Raw genomic sequence first — 22,435 nt, 5'->3', positions numbered from 1 at the left:
TTAATGATAGATTACTGGATAAACTCACCGTCCGCCTTGATGCGCACTTCGTCGCTGATCATGGGGGCCGGGAAGCCGCTGCCTAAGTTAAAGTCGGAACGCTTGATGGTACCCGTTACCTGGAAACCTGCGGTCTGCTTTTTGTTCATGGCGTTCTCTACTGTACCGTTGTACTTCATGTCCATGGTAACGGGCTTAGTCACGCCGTTCAGGGTCAGGTTGCCGGTAAGCTTGTAGCTGTCTTTGCCTGCTTTCTTTACAGAAGTGCTTTTGAAGTCCATGGTTGGGTACTTCTCCACGTTGAAAAAGTCCGGGCTCTTCAGGTGAGTGTCTCTGTCGGCTACTCTCGTGTCGATAGAAGCTGTTTTGGCGGTCATTTCTACGACTGCGTCACTGAAATCCGGCTTCGTGGCAGTGATTTTTACATCGAAGTCATCAAAATGACCTGATATATCGGAAATGCCCAGGTGTTTTACTGTAAAGCCAAGCTGCGAGTGCGCGTCATCGTTTGTCCAAACGGTGTTCAGGGTTGTAAAAGCCGTCAGTGACAGAAATGCGAATAAAATTAAGGATATTCTTTTCATGCGGTTTGTGATTTAAATAGTGTTTATAAAAGTTAGTGTGATTCGATTATTGGTGCAGGATTTTCCAGCCAGTTGTAGTCGTACTCCATGTTCAGCTGAATCCTTTGAACAATACAAAGGTACGACCACGGCATGCCTCGATGCATTGAGCCCGGTCAAGAAAGAACATTGATCCAAATCAATGCTTTTAGGAAGTAATGCGGATTGTTACTTTGAGGAGATGCGTTTTCGGATGCGGCTCAGGGTCTCAGGGGTGAGGCCCATGTAGGAGGCGATCATGTGCTGGGGAACGCGCTGCGCGATGTGCGGGTATAAGGCGATGAACTCCTGGTAGCGCTCTTCCACGGAGGCGCTGATAATGGAAGTCAGCCGGCGCTGCATGGCCAGGTAAGCGCCTGTAATATTCAGCCTGGTGAAAGTTTCGTATTTGGGCATCGTCTGCAACAGCTCCTCATGGGCCGATTTGCTGATGATCACTAGTTCCGAGTCTTCCAGGGCATCGATGTTGTAGGTGGCGGGCTCTCCTGTCAGGAAACTGTACAGGTCCGAGATCGTCCAGCCTTCCAGGCCAAACTGAATGATGTGTTCGTTACTGTTCTCGTCCACAGAGTAGGCGCGCAAGGCCCCTTTCTCTACAAAGGCGATTGCTTTGCATACATCGCCTTCCTGTAACAGGAATTGCTTCTTTCGGAGCTTTTTAAGGGTCAGGTAGGTTTTGATGTGCGCCTCTTCCGCTTCTGTTAGCTGGACTTTACTGTTCAGATGCTGAAAGAATAGCTTGTACATCACTGTTATGATTGATTTACAGTAGGGTAGAGTCTGCTGATCCTGATGTCAATCGAACATTGGGCTCTTAAACTGGGAGCTAATTTACGATTTTATTTCAGCCATTCAGTTTCCTTCGCCTGCTTCTCTCCCGGAAAGCCAGCCATGGCGTGTTAATGCTCGCTGAATGCCTGACCACTTGCTTTAGCATTACGAATAATTAGCACTTGCAGCCAGGTCAGCAGGAGAGAGCCTTCCTGCTTAGATCCCTGATTTTTGAACAGGCGGTGCTAAACTAATAGAGGTGGTTTCCAAACCCAGCAGAGCCTTCGGCAACGACTCCGAGATGCATGACTCCTGTTTCGGCTGGCGCTTCTACACAAAACGATGCCGGTCTTACTTCCTTTGCCAGGAAAAGTGTTGTGGCCGCCCTGGGAAAGGACCAGGTTTTTGACGCCCCCATGGTGACAGCCAGCGAGGACTTCTCCTATTACAGAAAGGCAGCTCCTGTCTACTTTATGACACTTGGCATTGGGGAAGGGGCAGCGAACCACAACCCCAAATTCACGGTGGATGAAAGCGCCTTGCAAAACGGAGTGAAAGCCCAGGTACAGATAATCCTGGACTACCTGAATAAGTAGACCAGGTATTGAGCCAAATCCTGTCAAGAAGGGACGAACCTGAGCTTCACTTTAGCCAACTTTTCCTTCCGCCTGCAGTATGAAATGCTAGACAAGGCAGCCTTCTTATTGAGACCGAGCTAAAAGCAAATGGTGATGATTCTGGAACATGCTCATAAGGCTATGCCGGCGGCGAATGGACGCTAGAGAACCGGCCAGCTGCGGCTGTGGGTTGAAAGCGACGGAGTAGTACTGAAGCGGGCTGCCCTCCAATTGGAAAAGGTATAGAAGAAATTAACGGGAAGAGGAACATATATGTCAGTAACCAACAAAACTATCTGGACCTTCGGTCATTCTACCAGAAGCCCGGAGGAGTTTGTGGCAGCGCTACAGTCATTTCAGATTGAGGTGCTGGTGGATGTGCGCCGGTATCCCGGCTCTAAAAAGTACCCCCACTTCAACGTGTCGGCCCTGGAGACCTACCTGCCCGAAGCCGGAATCAGGTATATGCCTGAGCAGGAGCTAGGCGGTCGCAGAAAGCCCAGGCCTGATTCTCTCCACTCTGTCTGGAGAAGTGAATCCTTTCGCGGCTATGCTGACTATGCTGAAACTAAGGAATTTGAAGATGCAATAGCGAAGCTGACAGAAGTCGCTACCCAAAAGAGAACCGCTTATATGTGTTCCGAAGCCGTATGGTGGCGGTGTCATCGCGCCATCATCTCGGACTATCTCAAGGAAAGGGGCTGGACTGTGATGCACATTATGAATGAGGGGATAGCTAAAGAACACCCATTCACCTCAGCGTACTTGGAAACACATCCCGTAAAGGAAAAGGTCTAACAATGTTAACTGTCAGCATTTTGTGTATGGCCCTGGCATCCTGTATGGTGATTACAAGGAATATTTCAAAGAGAAGTTGACAGCAAAGCAGTGGGGCAAGCTTAATAAAATAGCGAAAGCATGTCCGCTATACCGGCCTTTAAACAGGCCCAGCGATATCATCACGCTACTGGATTGATTATCCGTTCGAAAATAATTGCCTATGAAAACAGCATGGCCTAAACTGTCTTTTAAAGAAGCTCAAAAGACCTATGAAACGATTCACCTGTGGACACAGATCGTGGGGAAGATCAGACTGGTCAAAACGCCTTGGATCAATCATTCCTGGCACGTCACACTCTATGTAACTCCGAGCGGACTTACCACCTCAGACATCGTGGACGGGGATAAACATTTTCAGCTAGACTTTGACTTTATACACCATCAACTGCAGCTAAAAACCAGTGCTGGTGAAATAAGCAGCATTGACCTGAAAAAGCTATCCGTGGCAGGGTGCTATAAGCAGGTACTGGACGCCCTGCGGGAAGTAGGTATACAGGCAGAAATTTACCCTGTACCGAATGAACTGGAAGACCCCATTCCCTTTAATAAAGATGAAACGCATGCCACCTACAACCCGGAACACGCTGCGGCTTTGCACCAGGCATTTCTTCGGGTGCACGATGTTTTTACCCGGTTCAGGGCAGAGTTCAGTGGCAAGTGCAGCCCCGTGCATTTTTTCTGGGGCAGTTTCGATCTGGCGTTGTCACGCTTCTCTGGTCGTGACGCACCGCGGCACCCCGGAGGCGTACCTAACCTACCCGATTGGATTGCGCAGGAAGCCTATTCCAAAGAGGTTTGCAGCTGCGGCTTTTGGCCCGGAAGCGAGGCATTTCCGGCGGCCGCGTTTTACAGCTACATTTATCCGGAACCGGAAGGGTATAAGGATGCCCGCATAAAGCCTGCCCAGGCCTACTACCATTCGGAGCTCCGGGAATTCATTCTGCCTTACGATGCAGTGCAGGAGGCCGATGATCCGGAATCTGTGCTGCTGGACTTCCTGCGCAGCACCTACGAGGCGGCAGCTGACCTGGCACGGTGGGATAGAAAAGCGCTGGAGCAGGAGAATTTCGACAATCGGAGAAAATCAGATCGCAGTGCCTACAAGCAGGTGGATAAAGATGCATAGAGTGCCTTGATTCCGGCATGCGAGAAAGGCCACCTGGAATGGTGACAGTGCTGGCCAATAGCGAGGAGAGCAAGTAAAATTAAGAGAGACCGCTATACCTTTGCAAGTATAGTGGCCTTTTATGCTAAGGCAGGTGAAGTTAAGTTCTGTGGTTTTAGGGTGTTCTAAGCCCCAGACAGCATGATCTTCAGTGACGGACTTTAAACTTTTTCCCTATTCGGTAAGCTCATATTGAACTGTAACTGGCTAGGTATCCAAAAAAGTCCTTTTTACGAGCTTATTAATTTCCATTTACTTTAGTTCTCTACTCACCATCTTTCCTGAAATCCCCTTACATCTCTTAAGATGTGTTAAAGCTAGCATAAAGGCTTAGCAAAGTATAAAACCTTTTCTGCTAGGCTGGAAATGAAAAAGCCGCTTAATTTGAGAATTAAGCGGCTTTTTAAGCTTTACTAAGTAGTCCGTAGGGGAATCGAACCCCTGTTGCCAGAATGAAAATCTGGAGTCCTAACCCCTAGACGAACGGACCATTCTGTCGTATTGTGGTGCAAAGATAAGGCAAAGCACTTACAAGGCAAATATTTTTTTGCGTTTTCAACCTTATTTTACGTAAATCGTTAGGAGTCAGGCAGGAAAAAATATATTGGTTTTCCTTATCCGTAATCGTAACTTCGCACCATCAAATTTTAAAAACAAATCAATCCCAAATACCATGTCTAAAATTAAAGTTGCAATTAACGGTTTTGGCCGTATCGGCAGACTTACTTTTAAGGCCCTTCTGGAGAAGGACAATGTAGAGGTAGTAGCGATCAACGACCTGACCAACACCAAAACATTGGCTCACCTGCTGAAGTATGATTCAGTACACGGCCGTTTTAATGGTACAGTAGAAGCCACTGACAACGGTATTATCGTAAACGGCAGAGAGATTCAAATCACAGCTGAGCGCGAGCCGAAGAACCTGCCTTGGGGTGATCTGGGCGTTGACGTTGTGCTGGAGTCTACTGGTCGTTTCGTTGACGAGCAGGGCGCTGGTGGTCACCTGGAAGCTGGTGCCCGCAAAGTAGTTATCTCAGCTCCTGCCAAAGGCAACATCCCAACTGTGGTACTGGGTGTGAACGAAGACATTCTGACTGGCGACGAGCGCATCGTCTCCAATGCTTCTTGTACTACTAACTGCCTTGCGCCAATGGCGAAAGTACTTGACGACACCTTTGGTATCGAGAAAGGCTATATCACAACTGTACACGCTTACACTGCTGACCAGAACCTGCAGGATGCACCACACAGCGACCTGCGCCGTGCCCGTGCTGCCGCTTACTCTATCGTGCCTACTTCTACAGGTGCTGCCAAGGCCGTTGGTCTTGTACTGCCTCACTTGAAAGGCAAACTGGACGGCGTGGCTATGCGCGTGCCTATTCCTGATGGCTCTTTGACTGACTTAACTGTAGTGCTGAAGAAGCCAGCTACGAAAGAGGAAATCAACGCTGCTATGAAGAAGGCTGCTGAAGGTGAAATGAAAGGTATCCTGGAGTACACAGAGGATCCGATCGTTTCAATCGACATCGTAGGCAACACACACTCTTGCATCTTCGACGCAGAGATGACATCAGCTAACGAAACACTGGTGAAAGTAGTAGGCTGGTACGACAACGAGGCTGGCTACTCTAACAGAGCTGCTGACCTGATCACAAAGCTTGGCTAATCACCTGGTTTATACCTCATTCCTGCAAAAGCCCGCCATTCTGGTGGGCTTTTGTGTTTTAGTGGCGATTATAAAAGAAAAACACTATATTTCATCAGGAATGACATTTGTCATAGTACAGGCGTATACAGGCCTGTATTTTTACATCTGAAATAGAACAAAGCATTATAAAACCGCACAAAATTATGAGAAGAATACTTGTACCAACCGACTTTTCCGACCAGGCCCGCAACGCCTTCGAAGTAGCTGTTGCCATTGCCCGCCAGACGGGTGCTGCCATCAAACTGCTGCATGTGGTCGAAATGCCTTATTCCTACTCTTTCAGTGCAACCGGTGACCTGGTAGGCGGAAACGGAATGGAGCAGGTATACATGATGAAGCTGCTTGAGAACACCAAATACCGCATGGCCGAACTGGAGCGCTCTGTGGAGCACGAAGGGGTGGAAGTGGTGCAGGAAGTAGACGCCGACAACGTGATCCGCAAGATACGCCGGGTGATCAGCGACGACAAGGTGGACCTGGTGGTGATGGGTTCGAAAGGCGCCAGCGGTATGGATGAATTCCTGATCGGATCCAACACCGAGAAGGTGGTGCGTACTGCCGAGTGCCCGGTGCTCACTGTGAAAGGACCAATTCCGAACCTGCAGATCCGAAACATCGTGCTGCCTTCTGATTTCAAGCGTGAGATCGGAACGGCTGTGGAGAAGTTCAAGTATTTTCAGCAGATGTTCGGAGCAAAACTGCACCTGGTTTACATTAACACGCCGGGTGCCTTCGAGTCGAGCAGCAACCTGCGGGCACGCATGCAGAAGGCCGCTGAACGCTACGGACTGCAGAACTTCACAATCAATGTCTACAACGATACGATTGAGGAAGACGGCATCCTGCACTTTGCAGAGGAGACCGGAGCTGACCTGGTGATGATGGCCACACACGGCCGTACCGGCCTGTCGCATCTGCTTAGCGGCAGCATCGCTGAAGACCTGGTAAACCATTCCGACATTCCAGTACTCACCTTCCACCTGAAATAAGTAACTGAACAGGTATAGACAGAAAGCCCGGCATTTGCTGGGCTTTTTTATTCTCCGAAGGAATGGGTTAATTTGCGTAGAATTAACCCAGATAGCAGCGTCTTTGACCTGTCCGTCCGTATATGAGCAAACGTCCCCATTTCCGGTTCATCATCAATCCCAAGTCTGGCCCCAGCAGCAAGGTAGATGTAGCTGCCCGCATTAAGCTTCACCTGGACCACGAAAAGTTTGACCACGACATCGTGTACACGGACTATGCCGGACATGCACCCGAACTGGCCAGGCAGGCGGCTGAGCAGGGCTGTGAGGTGGTGGTAGCTGTTGGGGGCGACGGTACCATGAACGAGGTGGCGCAAGGCCTGCTGCATACTGAAACGGCCCTGGGTATCATCCCCAGGGGTTCTGGAAATGGACTGGCCCGTCACCTGCAGGTACCCCTGACTGTTGATGCCGCTATCCGCTACCTGAACCACGGACATCGTTCTAAGATAGATAGCGGTATCATCAACGGGCGGCCATTCTTCACAACCGCAGGTATAGGGTTTGATGCCTATATCAGTTCGGTGTTTGCTGGGAGTAAGAAGCGTGGCCTCAGGACTTATGTGGAACTGATTCTAAAAGAGGTGCGCAACTACCGCCATCTTCCTGTAAAGGCCGTTATTAATGGCAAGACCATCGAAACGGAGCTGTTTGTGATGGCCTTTGCCAATGCGGCGCAGTACGGCAATAATGCCTATATCGCCCCAATGGCTGACATACGGGATGGTATGCTGGACGTATGCCTGGTGCGTAAACTGGATATGTTCAAAGCGCTGCAACTGAGCTATGCGATGCTGGCCAACAGACCAGCCAGTGCCGACAGCGCTGAGTATTTTAAGACAGAGGGCGTCACGGTGCAGACTGACCACGAAATGATGCACCATGCCGACGGAGAGTATCTGGGAAAGGCTAAGGAGTTTGAAGTACGCATGGTGCCACAGTCACTGCACGTGGTAGCACGCTAAATATAGGAGACTAAGATTATGAGCGACAAAAATAAAAAAGGCAGACAGGGAGTGGTATACTCCACCAGTTCTGATTTCAGTTACCAATACGAGCAGGAGCACGAAGCCGAGACGCTTCCGCCACAGCAGCAGAACCTGAAAGTGATGCTGGATAAGAAAGCCCGTGGAGGCAAGCAGGTAACGCTAGTAACAGGCTTTGTAGGAACGGAAGACGATCTGAAAGAGCTGGGCAAGCTGCTTAAAAATAAATGCGGCGTGGGCGGTTCTGCCAAAGATGGAGAGATCCTGATCCAGGGCGATTTCCGCGACAAAGTGCTGCAGGTACTACAAGCCACAGGCTATAAGGCAAAGAAGGCAGGAGGATGATTTGAGTCCGGGAGTTTGATTGTAGCGACATGACGCTGTCATATCATGGTGCTGCGAAGTATGACTTTGCCCCAAAGGAAAAGGTGGCAACCTATCCGAAGCATGCACTAAACAATTCTACCCATCCCGAAACCTAGCTCGAGCCTTTCAAGTCTCAAACTTCTAAACTCTTCAACTTACTCACCGGCCCCTGCAGGTGGTAAAAGTTGGCTGACTTCTGCACGAATAGACGACCGGCCAGGGCGGGAGCTTTTGGTGGCCGGGGTTTGTATACCTGCACGGCTCCCTTTTCTTTACCAGGTATACGTTCGTAGCCAATCTCTTCAAGTTTCTGATCAAGCGCTTTAGAAGAGATGCTTTTCACCGGTATTCTAATTTCCGTCCGCCTGTACCACAGCAGCAGGGCAATCGTGAACAGCAGCGAGAAAATTGCCGAATTCACAAGGATTTCATTTATCGCCCCGGTAGCGTCTTCCCTGAACCTGCCGGATATTCCAAACCAGGCCGCAGTCAACAAAGCATACATCCCGAAGAAGTATAGACTCAGCTTCACAAATCGCTGCAAGGTGTAGTGCTTCATAGGTAATGGTTTATGAGTAGTGAAGAATGATTAATCACTGCTCGTAGAGAATCTATTACAGAATGGTTAAAGTGAGTGTAGCGTGTCTTAAGTAATCTTGTAATCAGTGGTTTATCGTATGATTGATAAATTAACACATGAATAGTTAAAGCCGCGTGTCAAATTCATAATCTACAAAGCGTGGCACTAATTCATTCATCACTAATCATTACTCATTCAACATTACGCACCACCTTCTCCAGATCCTCTGGGGTATCGATGCCGATGGTTTCAAACTCCGTGATAGCGGTGGTAATGCGGAATCCATTTTCGAGCCAGCGCAGTTGCTCCAGTGACTCGGCCAGTTCCAGGCTGGAAGGAGGCAGCTGGGTGATCTGCTCTAGTATGTCGGTGCGGTAGCCGTAGATGCCGATGTGCTTGTAGTAGGTATGCTGTTTGTGCCAGATGTCGTTGGGCACGTTGCGGCAATAGGGAATAGGCTGTCTGCTGAAGTACAGGGCTTCCCCATGACCGCTGATGACTACTTTAGGCGCATTGACATTGAAGAGCTCTTCCGGGGTGTTGATCTTTTTGACTAGGGTGGCCAGTTGCGTCTGTGGATTATCGAAGCAGGTGGCCAGCAATTCGATCTGCTCAGGCTTAATGAAAGGTTCGTCGCCCTGGATATTGATCACATACTCAAACGGCTGGTCATGTAACTGATAGGCTTCGAAGCAACGGTCGGTGCCGCTCTGGTGGTGCGCTGCTGTTAGTACGGCCTTGCCTCCGAAACTATGTACATGGTCCAAAATGCGCTGATCGTCAGTGGCTACGATAACATCAGTTAAACCAGATGATGAAGCCTGTTCGTATACCCGCTGTATCATGCTTTTGCCATTGATGTCAACAAGTGGCTTTCCGGGGAAACGGGTAGAGGCGTAGCGGGCAGGTATAATGCCGAGTATTTCCATAGGGCAGACGGTTATCTTTGGCCAGCCGTGCAGTGGCAGGCTCCGGCAAGTTACGCAACAGACAGGAGTAATGCAGCAGTCCGCTGCAAAAAGCAATTTGCCTGTTAGGGTCTTTTTTTGACAGAGATGACACGGATGGCATCCATGGCCCTGCTTTGGGTGGAGAGGCCGCAACGAATATCCAACTGGCGGCCCAGCTTCTCAAACTCGATCAGGACGGGCGTCTCACCCTCCACTTTGAATGCCTCATCTATATCCCCTTCATTCTCGGGCTTGAACCTATTGCCGTTGATGAGCACTTCAAAACCACAACCGTCCACCATATACTCACCCGACCAGATCAGCATGGCCTCCTTGGTATCTGTTTCGGTATTTGGGGTGTGCTGGCAGGAAATAAGTAAAAGGGAAGAAAGGCTGATAAATAGGGTAAGCTGTAGAAACAGTTTCATATAGGAACAGGATATGTGAGCTTATACAGGAGGTAGCGCCTGGTTTACATTTTCTTAATTGAGAGGATACGGATAATCTCCTTTTTAGTGGCCATGGGAAGCATGCCGCATTGAAAGTCCCGCTGGCCCAGTTGCACAAATTTCACCTCTACAGGTATAGGTTCATGTGATTTGAAGGAGTTGTCAATAGATGCTTCATTTGCCGGCTTGAAGCGCGTTTCACCGATTTGCACATGAAAACCGCAGCCGTCTACAGCATAATCGCCGGACCAGGTGATGGCGGCAACTTCCTCCAGCACTTCAAGGTCTTCGTCCTTGTCACAGGAGAAGGCAGAAACTGTGAAAGCTGCCATTAGTAGGAAGTAGCGGAAAATGATTTTCATGTGATCAAGGTTTGGTCTACTGGCATGACCCCAGAATGCCCTCCAGCGTTGCAAAGGCGGTTAAAAAAATGCTTAAACTCCTAAATCCCCGGATTCCTATACCTTCTTTACCCGGAGTGCGAAGGTACTTTGGTCGATCACCTGCACGGAATCACCTTTTTCGATGAAGCCGTCGCGGGCCTGCGCGTCGTACACGTTGTCGTCAATCATCACACGTCCACTCGGGGCCATGCGGGTATAGGCGACACCTGTTTTGCCGATCAGGTGCTCCACTGAGTTGCTGGAGCGGTAGCCCTCTTTGCTGGCGAAGGTATTAGCAAGGGTGACACGCTGCAGAGCGCGACTGCCCAGCACGCGGTTCCAGGTCAGTATGACGATGATCACCGCACTGATCATGCCCAGCAGCACTGATACCAGGCTTTCCATGAGGCGCTCAGACGAAACGAAGGTAAAGTCAAAGGCCTGGTTGTTGACCATGATCAGCAGTAGCGACAGGAACACCAGCGAAATGCCGCTTATACCTGTCACGCCAAAGCCCGGCACCACAAACACTTCCAGCGCAATGAGCACCAGCCCCACAATGAACAGCAGGATCTCCCAGTGCTCAGCCAGTCCGTTGAGGTAGAAAGGCGTGAGGTAGAGCACACCGGCTACAATAGCAGCCATAAGCGGAAAGCCCACACCAGGAGTCTGCAGCTCAAACCACAACCCGCCGATGATGATCAGGATCAGAATGCCGCTGATAACCGGATTCAGGAAAAAGGAAATGACCTTGTTGGTGGTGCTCAGTTCATATCGGATGATCTCAGCATCCTGAAGATCAAGCTTTTGCAGCACTTCGTCGATGTTGTTGGCCTGTCCTTCACAAAAGCCATGCTGGATGGCTTCGGATGTGGTGAGTGTCAACACCTGATCTGCAGACAAGGTGCTGTCCACGGCAGCGTCTACCATGGCTTCGGCCAGTCTGGGATTGCGTCCGTTTGCCTCGGCAGTGGAGCGCATGATGGACCGCATGTAGCTCTGGTACTTGCCTGGAGCGGCTTGTCCATCGGCACCCACCACCGTGGCTGCCCCGATGTTGGCGCCCGGCGCCATGTAAATGCTGTCACAGGCAATAGAGATAAGCGCCCCGGCCGAAGCCGCGTTTTTGTCGATGAACACATAAATTGGTTTCGGGTACTCAAGCAAGCGCAGGCGGATGGCATCTGCATCGTTCACGGCACCTCCGTAGGTGTTCAGTTTCAGCAGCACATGGTCGGCCTCCACACGGGTGGCTTCTTCTAGCGCCAACTGGGTATAGCGGTTGGTGCGCGGGTCGATCTCAGACCCGATCTCCATTATGAACACCTTTTGTCGTTGCTGCTCCTGTGCCAGGGCGGCTGTGAAAGAAAAGAGAAGGGCCAGCAGGAGGAGTGACGGCCATTGCCATATTTTTGCGTTAGATTTCATACATTTGGGCTTAATCGGAAATAAGATACTAAAAAAAACCCGCTTATTCTTTCCCTACTTTTTAAATACGATTTTGAGGCGCCTGTGTGGCGCATTCGTCTGGATGCACCCAATGGCTGGCTGGCACTGGAAGTGCGTGACGCTGACCTGCTGCAGGCCCGCTTCTATACCCTGCACCTGCCCGATGCGCAGCTGCTCGAGTTGAAACTTCCCGACCCTAACACCTGGTGGCTGGGGCTGGAAGACGTGCATGACCAGGTCGTATACCTGCACGGCTATGGCGACCGAAAACTAGGGCAGCACAAAGGTATACGAGCATTTGCGGCAGATACAGGTATAGCTCGCTGGCAGCAGCCGGAGCTGGCTTTTTACGGAGTGGAGGAGAGGGGCGTGCTGGCGTATAATATTACAGAAGCACCTGGGGAACTGCTTTTGCTGGAAAGCGGTTACGGTAAAACCGTGCAAAACGATATAGGCCAAAAAGAGGCGGCTGATCGGGTGCAGCACTACCACGAACACCGCTTTGGTGCTGTGCAGTACCCGCACCTGTACCGGGAAGGCGAAGCTTACTTTGGGCAGGTACGTGATTTTTTGGCGCAGGAACTTGATTGTGAGCCTGTAAGCGCCCTGGAGTACGCCGAAACGGACACTTTCCTGGTCGTAAGTTACTACTGCAAGTCAGCCGAAAATAAGTTAGATAATTTTCTGGCTGTTTTTGATTTAAATGGTTTTTTGCACTTAAATGAGTTACTTGCAGGTGCAATTGATGGCGTAGGTTCAGATACTTTTTTTATCTTTATGCGCAATTTGTACTTCGTGCAAAACAAAACAACCTGGAAGGCATATTCTCTTTAATTTTTATAGTTCGACTTTTAGCTATGATCCGAATTTTACTTATCGCCCTTGTAGCAATGCCGCTGCTTCCTTTTTCGGCTTCAGCCTTCGACATGGTTGCCCTGCGCGACTCTGTAGGTGTGGAGCGTAAGAACGGGAAGGTATACGTGCAGCACCGTGTGGAGCCAAAAGAAACGCTTTACGCCCTTTCCAGAAAGTATGGCGTGTCTGTTGCCCAAATCGTTGATTCAAATCCATCTGTGGAGACGACCATCAACATTGGCCAGGTCGTGCTGATACCGCGCAAGTATGCCGCAGCACCAGCCGCGATCCAGCAAACCGCCACTGCAGGCACAGCCAGCAACCGTACCTTCACGGTAAACAGCCGTGGCGAGAAGCTGCACCAGGTAGAGCCGCAGCAGACCCTTTTTTCGATCTCCCGCATGCATGGCGTGAAAGTAGATGACATCAAGCGTTGGAATAACCTGCCTGACAATACGATCAGTGTAGGATCTCATCTGATCGTGGGCAAGGGCCAAGCTGTGCCGTCTAAGAACCCGATCTATGTGAGTGAGTCTGATGACGAGATTGCAAAAGATAAAGTGGCAGAAACTGCTGTAGCTTCGACGGAGCCTGTGGCCGCTACTACCAACCCAGCCAATTCCCACATTGTACTGACGCCGCAGCCAGCTACGCCGGCACCGGCTACCAGCGTTTCGGAAGACGACGAGGAAATGGTAGACTCTGTGTCTGGTGCCAAAAAGATCATCGAGACAGGTATGGCCGAAATGATCGACCCAAAAGCAGATACAAACAAATACCTGGCGCTGCACAAAACTGCTCCGGTAGGTACCATCATGCAGGTGAAAAATGCCATGAACGACCAGGTAGTGTATGTGCGTGTGATCGGAAAACTGCCAAACACAGGCGAGAACAACAACGTGGTAGTGCGTCTGTCGAAGAAGGCCTGCCAGAAGCTGGGAGCGATTGACCAGAAGTTCAGAGTAGAGCTGTCTTACATGCCATAAGCAGGTATAGCGATAAAAAGAAAGCCCGGGCAGCAGTGTCCGGGCTTTTTTTATGGGCTACCTCCTGCATAATCCTTAACTTGCAGGGCGCCATTTCTCGTACCAAGCACATGAAACAGGATATCGCCCAGATCAAGGCCATGCTCGATGACCGGGTAGCCCGCTATAACCAGCCCAACTTCATTCCGAATGATCCGGTGTCCATCCCCCACCGTTTCACCAAAAAGCAGGACATCGAGATCAGTGGCTTTTTTGCAGCCATTCTTGCCTGGGGACAGCGCAAGACCATCATCAACAACTGCCTAAAGCTGATGGACCTGATGGATAATGCTCCGCACGAGTTCATCCTCCAGCATCAGGAGCAGGATCTGCCGCGTTTTCTGGGTTTCAAGCACCGCACTTTCAATGATACCGACCTGCTCTACCTGATTCACTGGTTCAGGTGGTACTACGAGCAGCACGAGAGCCTGGAAACGGCTTTTACGGGAGAGCGCAACCAGATCAAGACACAGAAGGCGCGGCTGGAGCATTTTCACGATCTGGTGTTCAGCCTCGAGGATGCCCCTCATCGTACCCGCAAGCACATATCGACCCCGGCACGCAAGTCGGCCTGTAAGCGGTTGAACATGTACCTGCGCTGGATGGTGCGGCCTGCTGATGGCGGTGTGGACTTCGGCATCTGGCACACCATGCAACCGGCAGACCTGGTCTGTCCCTGCGATGTGCACGTAGAGCGGGTCGCCCGTAGGCTGGGCCTGATCACGCGCAAGGGCATGGACTGGCAAACAGCAGAAGAACTTACCGACCATCTCAGGACTTTCGACCCGCAGGACCCTGTGAAATACGACTACGCCCTGTTCGGGCTGGGAGTGGAGGAGAAGTTTTAAGGTATAGCTACACGATTGCGCTTCGATCTGAAACCCTTTCTGCAGCTGTATTTTGCACAAGAAGCTGAATAAATACGCACAATGAATCTACACAGCCTGGCAAATGCCTTCGACGAACACCTGGCTAACAATTACACCCCTGACGGTCCTGGTGCAGCCCTGCTGGTATCGGTGGCAGGAGAGGAGCTGTATGCAAGCGGTAAAGGTAAAGCCGATATCTCCACTGGCGAACCGATTACCCCCGAAACCACTTTCCGCCTGGCTTCGGTGAGCAAGCAGTTTACGGCGATGTGCATTCAGCTGCTGGAGCAGGAGGGGCGTCTGGCCTATAACGATACCTTACAACAATATTTTCCGGGGTTTCCGGCAGGTATAGGAGCGCAGGTTACGCTGCGGCATTTGCTCAGCCATACTTCCGGTCTGCTGGATTACGAGGAATTTGTAGAAGAGCTGCCTGACTGGCAAATCAGTGACGAAGAGGTACTGGCCATAGCTGCTGCACAAATTTCGACCTACTTTACACCCGGTACCCAATACAGGTATAGCAACACGGGTTTCGTGCTACTGGCGCTGGTGGTTGAGCAGGTGTCAGGTATAGCCTATGCGGATTTTCTGCAGCAGCGCATCTTTACCCCACTAGGTATGGAGACATCCATGCTCTATCAAAAGGGCAAGGCTATACCTAAGCGGGCGATGGGTTATGCCCGAAACGAGAAAGGGGAAGTCGTAAAGGCTGACCAGGGCACCTGCACCGCCACCAAGGGCGATGGCTGTATCTATACCTCTGTGCGCGATTACCTGCACTGGCACCAGGCGCTCGGCAAACAGCCCGATATGGCACCTGCGTTGGAACAGGTATACGCTCCTATTGGTGGTCATGAAAATGGCTTCTACGGGATGGGGTGGTTCTTTAGCAGGCGTAGCTCAGGCGGACTGGAAATGTATCACACCGGCAACACCAGCGGCTTTAGCAATCTGGTTATCCGTATACCTGAAAATGATGTGCTGATCGCTTGTTTCTCCAATACGGCCGATAACCCATATCTAATGACAAGTTTCCTGGATGTGCTGGAGCATTTTCCTGTCCTCCATACAGAGTCTGAACTTATCAGAGATTTGCTACAGCTGACTCGCTAGCCTATAGATTGATTAATGACTTCTTGAGGCAGACGTTCTTTTTCGAGCTGGCAAAAAGCCTTAATTTAAGTTGATGGTATAGGCAATGAGATTACAAACTCCATTGCTGGATTTCAGGATTGTTTTGATGTGATCCAGGTATAGGAATGAACTCTTATTTTCCTTGGGTAAATATTCGAACATCTGACGCAAATCGGTCTTCTTCCTCCATGTCCGGGAAATGTGCGCTATTTTCATACAACTTGATGAAGCTGTTGGGTAACACCTGCTTTAAGGCAAGCCCTGTGTGTAGACCGCCGTTTTTGTCATGTACGCCACTAATGATCAGGGTAGACGCTTGTACACCCGTCGCCTTCTCCACCAGGTCGGCTTTATTGTTTTTGATGTACACCTTCGCCATTAGGCCTGTATTCTTTAGCTTACTTTCCTGCCACAATTGCCTGTTTTTCTGAGCTAGTTCAGGGTTCTGGAACAGGAATCGATCGACTACCTCCGAAGAACTCAAGTTCCATACCTTTCCATACTTATCTTCTATTGAAGTAGTGTCTTTCAGTATCTGCTCTATCCCAGCCTTGAGTGTACTGTCTCCAATGGCATAGAACCCCTGTATCTGCACCAGCATGTTTGATTTCGACAATTCGGCAGGTGATGACAAGATCAATTTCTCAACCCGCTCAGGATGTGCAATGGCATAACGTAAGGCTAATTCGGCCCCAAACGAGTACCCGAGCAAGGTCATTTTCTGAACTCCTAGAGCTACTCTCAACTGGTCCAGGTCACTGATGAGTGTCGGTAGCAAGTAGTCATTTGGGTCCTGGGGAGCTTCACTTCTTCCGCTTCCGCGCTGCTCGTAATAAACAACTGTAGCAAAGGATTCGATCTTTGGCCCTATCGTCCTTTCAAAATTATAATGGTTACCACCCGGGCCGCCATGCACGACTATAATGGGAGTAGTGCTGTTTTGGCTGCCTTTTACTTTCACCCAATGCTTAATGCCGTTTAAGGTATAGTACTGTTCCCCATCATTCGTCTGCACGCTGCTCTCAGGAGCCTGGCTGCTAGCAGCAGGCCGGCCACAGGAAAAGAGTACTGCTACTAGCAATAGGCTGTATAAATACTTCATATGGATGACATCTTATTTCCCTTGAACGAGTAGAGCTATTTTCCAGGTTCGATTCTGTAGAGCAGGCAGCATTATGCCTCAGGCTTCACTGCAATCTTCAATACCACCTTGCGTACATTCTCTTCCGTGATCATCGCCGCGTGGGCATCATCGGGGTAAAAGATGGTGAAGGAACCTGCCGGCACATCGAACCAGAAGGCAGGTTTGTCAGGGAAGAAAGCGGCGTCACGCTCGTCGGTATACGGATCGTTGGGAGCACTGCACAGCGCCAGATCTCTCCAGCCCATGTGGTCCTTCCCTGAAATTATGTACTGTATGTCGATGTACTTGCGGTGCACTTCCAGTTTGGCGTCTTTCTCAGGTATACCGCTGCCTTCGGAAATAATCGCAAACAGGTCTTTGCCTACGATCGCTTGTTGTCCGACTGGGAGCATCATCAGGTCGGCTTCCTGTAAAAATTGGAAAGCCTGCGCAAAAAGCGGGTGCATGCAGGTATAGCGGCTGGCGTTGGAGAGTTTGTCGAGAACCATAAAAGTTTAGGAGTTAAAGATTTTGAGAGCTATAAAGTTAATGTCAGCGATCTTAGAACGCAATATTGTGGTGCTACGCAATTTTATCGTTCCTTGTAGGGACAGGTCGCGACCTGTCCGAATTGTGCACCGAAACCTGTCCGAATCGTGCACCGAAAACGATCAACGTAATGCTCGTATATCAGCAGCGGGGTTATGAAAACCATGTGCGAAAGGCAATCTAAACTTAACCATTCAAACATGGCATAATTTATAAAACCACAGCGAACGAAAGCAGCGGCTTTACTTGTTATAATATGCTAAATTTGCCCTAAATCTAAGAGATAACAATTGATCTATCCAGATAACTTTGAAATAAAAATTGGCTTTGCGCAGGTACGCGAGATGCTCTCGGAACTTTGCCTGAGCCCACTTGGCCGGCAATTTGTCAGCCGCATGGCGTTCCTAAACCGGCATGACCTGGTGCAGCGCCTGTTAGAACAAACAAACGAATTCAAACAACTGCTCGAGTCCGACGCCGAGATTCCGCTGCAGCATTACTTCGACGTAACCGCCTACCTCGACCGGGCCGCTATACCTGGTACTTTCCTGGAAGTGCAGGCTTTCTTCGAGATCAAGATGTCGCTGCGCACAATCCGCGACTCGCTACGCTACATTTCCAGTGCCGAAGAGGGCAAATACGAAGCCCTGAAAGCGCTGGGTGCCAATGTGATGGTAGAGCGCTCCCTGATTGCCGCCCTCGACAAGGTGGTGGACGATGCCGGTGCTGTGCGTGACGATGCCTCGCCTGAACTGCAGCGTTACAAGCGTGACCTGATCGCCCAACAGGGACAATTGCGTAAAACGATCAGCTCGATCATCCGCCATGCCAAAAACGAAGGCTGGACGCCTGGCGATGCGGAGCCGACCATACGAGGTGGACGACTGGTTATACCTGTTATTGCCGAGCACAAGCGCCGCATCAAAGGCCTGATTCACGACGAGTCAAACACAGGGCAGACAGTATACATTGAACCGGAGTCTATTTTCGAACTCAACAACGATATCAAGGACCTGGAGAATGCCTACCACCGTGAGCTGATTCGCATCCTGACAGGCCTGACCAATACGCTGCGCAACTTTATACCGGAGCTGCGGAAGGCCTACCAGTACCTGGGTCTGCTGGACTTTATCCGGGCCAAAGCAGCCTTTGCAAGGCGAGTGGAGGCCTCGATGCCAAAGCTGCACAGGTACCCGCATATCGCCTGGAAAGAGGCCATTCACCCCCTGCTATACCTGTCACATAAGCAGATGGGCAAGCCAACCGTGCCAATGGACCTGGAGCTAACCCGTGACCAGCGCATTCTGCTGATCTCTGGCCCGAACGCAGGTGGTAAGTCAGTGAGTCTGAAAACGGTAGGCCTGGTGCAGTACATGCTGCAAACAGGTATGCTGATTCCGGTGGCTGACAACTCGGAGGCAGGTATATTCCACGACATCTTCATCGACATCGGTGACGAGCAGTCCATCGAGAACGACCTGAGTACGTATAGCTCGCACCTCACCAACATGAAGAAGTTTGTGACGGTGGCCGATAACAAGAGCCTAGTGCTGATAGACGAATTCGGTACTGGTACAGAGCCGGTGCTGGGCGGTGCTATTGCCGAAGCAGTGCTGCAGAACCTGAACGACAGTAAGGTGTTTGGCGTGATCACGACGCACTATACCAACCTCAAGAACTTTGCTGAGCGCACGCCGGGCATCGTGAACGGCGCTATGCGCTATGACCACAAAAACCTGCAGCCGCTCTACCAGCTCGAGATTGGTAAACCGGGTTCCTCTTTTGCGATTGAGATTGCCCGTAAGATTGGTTTGCCACGGCACATCGTGGACAAGGCTAGCAGTCTGGTAGGTAAGGACAAAATACGCTATGATCGCCTCTTGGAAGAACTTGAAACTGAGAAGCAGGAACTGGAGAAGAAATTGAAAGAGGCCACGGCCTTAGAACTGAAGCTGAAGCGTAACGTGAAGGAGTACCAGGAGTTGAAGAACTTCCTGGAGGAGAGTAAGCAGGACGTAATGCGCGAAGCCAAAGGCAAAGCGAAGCTGCTGTTGAAGGATGCTAACCAGAAGATCGAAGCGACCATTCAGCAAATCAAGCAGAGCCAGGCTGACAAGGAGCAGACCAAGCTGGCCCGCCGCGAACTCGAGGAGTTTGCCACCGAGAAGGTGCGTAAGGAAGAACCCCGCCCTGCCCATAAACGGGTAGCTAGCAATGGCGGACCACTCAAAGCCGGTGACACGGTTTCGCTCATCGGGCAGGACTCGGTAGGCCAGATCGTAGGTATTAAAGGCAAAACGGCTGAGGTGCTGTTTGGTGGCCTGAAAACGATTGTAAAGGTAGACAATCTGGAGCGTGCCGAAGCGCTGACCAAAAAGCAGAAGAAAGCCGAAACAGCAGAAGGCTATACCCGTGGCATGAACATCACGCAGCGTATGGCTGACTTTGGCTCTACGATAGACATCCGGGGCGAGTATGCCGAAGATGCTTTGAATAAAGTGATGAACTTCACTGACGAAGCTATCATGCTAGGTATACCGGAGATCAAGATCGTGCATGGTCGTGGCAACGGTGTGCTGCGTCAGGTGGTACGCGACTACCTGTACTCGGTGCCGGAAGTGGTTAGTCTGACCAGCGAGGCCGAGGAAAGAGGAGGCGATGGTGCCACCCTGGCTGTACTGAAATAAAAAAAGGCTCCTGCAAAGGAGCTTTTTTTATTTTATCGGGTATACCTGACTTCCAGAGCCACAGGTTCATCATCTTCAAACTCCAGCGTCTGCTCCAAACGAAGTTCGGTATCTGTGAGTCTCAATACTTTAGCTGTGTATTCATCCTCTGTGCCTTTGTCGAAAATAATGGATTGGTCATTATTCGCAAATTCCCAGGTGCCGTTAAGTGAACTTCTCTCGTAGGAATCTACATACTTGCCAGCTTTGTCAAATTTGACCGTGTTCTTTTTGATGTCATAGCCAAGTTCTTCTAAAAAGAGGTCAGAGATATCATTGCCAAAAGCCCACAGCGAATTGCCTGTCCAGGTATTAGCCGTCAGTAAGTCTGTATTCGATGGCTCTTTGTCTTCATCTTTGTCGCACGAGGTCATGCTGGTTACCAATAACAGGGCAAACAGGAAGGTGAGTAATTTTTGGATTTTCATGAAACGGTCTTTTAGTGAAAGAATGGAATTACCTGGAGCCTGTCCTGAGCCTGTTAAGGTGACATGGATACGCACGAGGGTATGGTCAGTCCTAACTTAAGGAATTTAGTCTTTTTTCACAAATTGGACCTTCGCATCGAACGTTGTATTGTTGCGGTTCACAGTAGAGATGAGGTCCATATTGGTAGCGGTTAGGCTCTCTATCTGCAGGTCGCCAAGCAGGTCAAAGTAGATGATTGTTTCATTTTCCTTGAACTCCCAGGTACCGACGGTGGTCTGTGTAGAGCCTGCCTGGTCGTATACAGCGGTGTAAGTACCGTCGCGACGCAACGTCAGGCGTGTACTCTTAATGTCAAGCAGCATGTCTTTGATCTCGGGACGGTCTGACACGTCAAAGCCGTTTACCAGCACGCGGTCACCTTGCCATTCATGGGCCACAATAAGGTCCGTTTTGGTCGGTGCCGGATCATCATCGTCACAGGAAGTCAGCGTAAGGGGAAGCGCCAGCAATAATAGCAGGTAGCGAAATATATACAATTTCATAGGGTATGGAACGGTTAAGATATACCCTATATATCGCAGCCTGCTTAAATAAGTTAGGGAAGTTTAGTTAAAAATTTAGGCATTTTCCCCGGTTTGCCAGGGCTACATGATATTTACTTCCGGCTGCAGCGCGATGCCAAACTTTTCTTCCACAGACGCTATGATATCATGGGCCAGCTGAAGCAGATTTTCGCCTTTAGCACCACCGTAGTTGACCAGTACCAGTGCCTGATTTTTGTGCACACCGTAGTTCTCGATTACTTTGCCTTTCCAGCCGCACTGCTCAATAAGCCAGCCAGCGGGCACCTTTACGCTCGTTTCAGACACAGGGTAGGCCGGCATTTCAGGATACTTTTCCTTGAGCACGTCAAAGAGAAGCACCGGTATTTCAGGATTTTTGAAGAAGCTGCCCGCATTGCCGATCTGCGCCGGATCAGGGAGTTTGCTGCGGCGGATATGGCAAACGGCGGCACTTATGTCGTGTATGGTAGGCTGCTGCACCTGCATTTCCTGCAGGGTAGTCTGGATAGCGCCATAAGATGTGTTCAGTTCAGGATTTTTGCGAAGGCGCAGTGTCACGGTTGCCACAACATACTGTCCCTTCAGGCTGTGTTTGAATATACTTTCACGATAACCGAACTGGCAGGCCTCCTTGTCAAAGGTATGGACTTCACCGGTTTCGAGCTGTACAGCATCCAGATTTACAAAAACGTCCTTGAGCTCTACGCCATAGGCACCAATATTCTGCAAAGGAGCGGCTCCTACGGTACCCGGTATAAGCGACATGTTCTCGATGCCGCCCAGGTCATGCTTGAGGCAAAAGAGCACCAGATCATGCCACTTCTCACCACCGCCAGCCCGCACATAGGTATGGTCGCCCTCTGTGTGCAGCACTTCCATGCCTTTGATGCCGTTGAGCAGCACGATACCCTCAAAGTCTTTGGTGAACAGCAGATTGCTGCCCCCGCCTAATATAAGCTTCGGCTCTTCCCGTACCTCAGGCCGCTGAAGCAGCTCCTGCAACTCCTGCACACTGTCGAAGCGGGCAAAATGCCTGGCCTTCACTTCAATGCCAAACGTATTGTAAGGTTTAAGGGAAAAGTCTCTCTCGAATTTCATAAGCGGGTATTTAAGGCAAAAATAAGGGTTCTAAGTTAGAAAATTAAAAGATAGAAAGTGAAACCGTCTGGAGTACTTAGCCTGAAAGACGTAAAAGTATAAAACTGAATATTTAAGCAGTGTTCAATTCATCCGGGCCAAGTGCC

The 22,435-nt window shown here is 50.2% G+C and carries 24 protein-coding genes and 1 tRNA gene; 12 read left to right on the top strand and 13 right to left on the bottom strand.

The features are described 5' to 3' along the window. Positions 1 to 11: 11 nt before the first annotated feature. Entirely contained in the window at positions 12 to 584 is a 573-nt protein-coding gene (locus I0P70_RS18455) for a YceI family protein (protein WP_196120627.1), read from the bottom strand. Between the two features lie 207 nt (positions 585 to 791). Further along, the gene (locus I0P70_RS18450) at positions 792 to 1,370 is read right to left on the bottom strand and encodes a Crp/Fnr family transcriptional regulator (RefSeq protein WP_196120626.1); all 579 of its coding nucleotides are present in this window, start codon (positions 1,368 to 1,370) and stop codon (positions 792 to 794) included. 329 nt (positions 1,371 to 1,699) lie between these two features. Here I0P70_RS18450 and I0P70_RS18445 point away from each other — a divergent pair, with 329 nt between their 5' ends. The 3 genes from I0P70_RS18445 (at position 1,700) to I0P70_RS18435 (ending at position 3,977) form a co-directional block, all read left to right on the top strand. Then, positions 1,700 to 1,990 carry a M20/M25/M40 family metallo-hydrolase gene (locus I0P70_RS18445; protein ID WP_196120625.1) on the top strand — a complete coding sequence of 97 codons (291 nt, stop codon included), beginning with the start codon at positions 1,700 to 1,702 and terminating at the stop codon, positions 1,988 to 1,990. Between the two features lie 294 nt (positions 1,991 to 2,284). Beyond that, positions 2,285 to 2,809 carry a DUF488 family protein gene (locus tag I0P70_RS18440; protein ID WP_196120624.1) on the top strand — a complete coding sequence of 175 codons (525 nt, stop codon included), beginning with the start codon at positions 2,285 to 2,287 and terminating at the stop codon, positions 2,807 to 2,809. Between the two features lie 202 nt (positions 2,810 to 3,011). Continuing rightward, positions 3,012 to 3,977: a DUF5996 family protein gene (locus I0P70_RS18435; protein WP_196120623.1), complete on the top strand. Its 966-nt coding sequence runs from the start codon at positions 3,012 to 3,014 to the stop codon at positions 3,975 to 3,977. A 457-nt stretch (positions 3,978 to 4,434) separates the two neighbouring features. On the opposite strand, the gene I0P70_RS18430 is transcribed toward I0P70_RS18435, so the two are convergent. Then, positions 4,435 to 4,506 (bottom strand) — tRNA-Glu (locus I0P70_RS18430). Between the two features lie 183 nt (positions 4,507 to 4,689). Between I0P70_RS18430 and gap the strand changes: the two genes are divergently transcribed. From gap to I0P70_RS18410, 4 genes are all read left to right on the top strand, one after another. Next, the gene (gap, locus tag I0P70_RS18425; protein ID WP_196120622.1) at positions 4,690 to 5,682 is read left to right on the top strand and encodes a type I glyceraldehyde-3-phosphate dehydrogenase; all 993 of its coding nucleotides are present in this window, start codon (positions 4,690 to 4,692) and stop codon (positions 5,680 to 5,682) included. 185 nt (positions 5,683 to 5,867) lie between these two features. After that, positions 5,868 to 6,713, top strand: coding sequence for a universal stress protein (locus I0P70_RS18420; RefSeq protein WP_196120621.1), 846 nt, complete (start codon positions 5,868 to 5,870; stop codon positions 6,711 to 6,713). Between the two features lie 122 nt (positions 6,714 to 6,835). Further along, on the top strand, positions 6,836 to 7,717 hold the full coding sequence (locus tag I0P70_RS18415; protein ID WP_196120620.1) for a diacylglycerol kinase family protein: 882 nt from the start codon (positions 6,836 to 6,838) through the stop codon (positions 7,715 to 7,717). Between the two features lie 18 nt (positions 7,718 to 7,735). Next, positions 7,736 to 8,083: a translation initiation factor gene (locus I0P70_RS18410; RefSeq protein ID WP_196120619.1), complete on the top strand. Its 348-nt coding sequence runs from the start codon at positions 7,736 to 7,738 to the stop codon at positions 8,081 to 8,083. A gap of 154 nt (positions 8,084 to 8,237) precedes the next feature. Here I0P70_RS18410 and I0P70_RS18405 read toward each other — a convergent pair whose 3' ends face one another. The 5 genes from I0P70_RS18405 to I0P70_RS18385 form a co-directional block, all read right to left on the bottom strand. Continuing rightward, complete coding sequence (locus I0P70_RS18405) at positions 8,238 to 8,663, bottom strand: hypothetical protein (RefSeq protein ID WP_196120618.1); 426 nt, start codon at positions 8,661 to 8,663, stop codon at positions 8,238 to 8,240. Positions 8,664 to 8,875: 212 nt separating this feature from the next. Continuing rightward, entirely contained in the window at positions 8,876 to 9,613 is a 738-nt protein-coding gene (kdsB, locus tag I0P70_RS18400; protein ID WP_196120617.1) for a 3-deoxy-manno-octulosonate cytidylyltransferase, read from the bottom strand. 104 nt (positions 9,614 to 9,717) lie between these two features. Next, positions 9,718 to 10,062, bottom strand: a complete 345-nt coding sequence (locus I0P70_RS18395; RefSeq protein ID WP_196120616.1) for a hypothetical protein — start codon at positions 10,060 to 10,062, stop codon at positions 9,718 to 9,720. A gap of 44 nt (positions 10,063 to 10,106) precedes the next feature. After that, positions 10,107 to 10,445, bottom strand: a complete 339-nt coding sequence (locus I0P70_RS18390) for a hypothetical protein (RefSeq protein WP_196120615.1) — start codon at positions 10,443 to 10,445, stop codon at positions 10,107 to 10,109. A 96-nt stretch (positions 10,446 to 10,541) separates the two neighbouring features. Next, complete coding sequence (locus tag I0P70_RS18385; RefSeq protein ID WP_196120614.1) at positions 10,542 to 11,894, bottom strand: nodulation protein NfeD; 1,353 nt, start codon at positions 11,892 to 11,894, stop codon at positions 10,542 to 10,544. A gap of 84 nt (positions 11,895 to 11,978) precedes the next feature. Between I0P70_RS18385 and I0P70_RS18380 the strand changes: the two genes are divergently transcribed. The 4 genes from I0P70_RS18380 (at position 11,979) to I0P70_RS18365 (ending at position 15,780) form a co-directional block, all read left to right on the top strand. Then, entirely contained in the window at positions 11,979 to 12,749 is a 771-nt protein-coding gene (locus I0P70_RS18380; protein ID WP_196120613.1) for a DUF4905 domain-containing protein, read from the top strand. A gap of 23 nt (positions 12,750 to 12,772) precedes the next feature. Further along, a complete protein-coding gene (locus tag I0P70_RS18375) occupies positions 12,773 to 13,756 on the top strand; it encodes a LysM peptidoglycan-binding domain-containing protein (RefSeq protein ID WP_230392285.1) in 984 nt (327 codons plus the stop codon). Positions 13,757 to 13,866: 110 nt separating this feature from the next. Continuing rightward, a complete protein-coding gene (locus tag I0P70_RS18370; RefSeq protein ID WP_196120612.1) occupies positions 13,867 to 14,643 on the top strand; it encodes a TIGR02757 family protein in 777 nt (258 codons plus the stop codon). A gap of 81 nt (positions 14,644 to 14,724) precedes the next feature. After that, positions 14,725 to 15,780: a serine hydrolase gene (locus I0P70_RS18365; protein WP_196120611.1), complete on the top strand. Its 1,056-nt coding sequence runs from the start codon at positions 14,725 to 14,727 to the stop codon at positions 15,778 to 15,780. A gap of 154 nt (positions 15,781 to 15,934) precedes the next feature. Here the strand turns inward: I0P70_RS18365 and I0P70_RS18360 are convergent, their stop codons facing one another. Both I0P70_RS18360 and I0P70_RS18355 read right to left on the bottom strand, forming a co-directional pair. Further along, positions 15,935 to 16,903 carry an alpha/beta fold hydrolase gene (locus I0P70_RS18360; RefSeq protein WP_196120610.1) on the bottom strand — a complete coding sequence of 323 codons (969 nt, stop codon included), beginning with the start codon at positions 16,901 to 16,903 and terminating at the stop codon, positions 15,935 to 15,937. Positions 16,904 to 16,974: 71 nt separating this feature from the next. Beyond that, the gene (locus tag I0P70_RS18355) at positions 16,975 to 17,433 is read right to left on the bottom strand and encodes a YhcH/YjgK/YiaL family protein (RefSeq protein WP_196120609.1); all 459 of its coding nucleotides are present in this window, start codon (positions 17,431 to 17,433) and stop codon (positions 16,975 to 16,977) included. Between the two features lie 330 nt (positions 17,434 to 17,763). On the opposite strand from I0P70_RS18355, the gene I0P70_RS18350 reads away from it, so the two are divergent. After that, the gene (locus I0P70_RS18350) at positions 17,764 to 20,160 is read left to right on the top strand and encodes an endonuclease MutS2 (RefSeq protein ID WP_196120608.1); all 2,397 of its coding nucleotides are present in this window, start codon (positions 17,764 to 17,766) and stop codon (positions 20,158 to 20,160) included. Positions 20,161 to 20,192: 32 nt separating this feature from the next. Here the strand turns inward: I0P70_RS18350 and I0P70_RS18345 are convergent, their stop codons facing one another. The 3 genes from I0P70_RS18345 to murB all read right to left on the bottom strand — a co-directional run bounded on the left by I0P70_RS18345 (position 20,193) and on the right by murB (position 22,289). Further along, positions 20,193 to 20,627, bottom strand: coding sequence for a hypothetical protein (locus I0P70_RS18345; protein WP_196120607.1), 435 nt, complete (start codon positions 20,625 to 20,627; stop codon positions 20,193 to 20,195). Between the two features lie 105 nt (positions 20,628 to 20,732). Continuing rightward, the gene (locus I0P70_RS18340) at positions 20,733 to 21,170 is read right to left on the bottom strand and encodes a hypothetical protein (protein WP_196120606.1); all 438 of its coding nucleotides are present in this window, start codon (positions 21,168 to 21,170) and stop codon (positions 20,733 to 20,735) included. 102 nt (positions 21,171 to 21,272) lie between these two features. Further along, positions 21,273 to 22,289, bottom strand: coding sequence for a UDP-N-acetylmuramate dehydrogenase (gene murB, locus I0P70_RS18335; protein ID WP_196120605.1), 1,017 nt, complete (start codon positions 22,287 to 22,289; stop codon positions 21,273 to 21,275). Positions 22,290 to 22,435 lie beyond the last annotated feature (146 nt).

This window comes from Pontibacter sp. FD36, from assembly GCF_015686655.1.
In the GTDB taxonomy this organism is placed as follows: Bacteria; Bacteroidota; Bacteroidia; order Cytophagales; family Hymenobacteraceae; genus Pontibacter.
The sequence above is the reverse complement of the archived record's forward strand: the minus strand, read 5'-3'. Positions and strand labels throughout refer to the sequence as shown.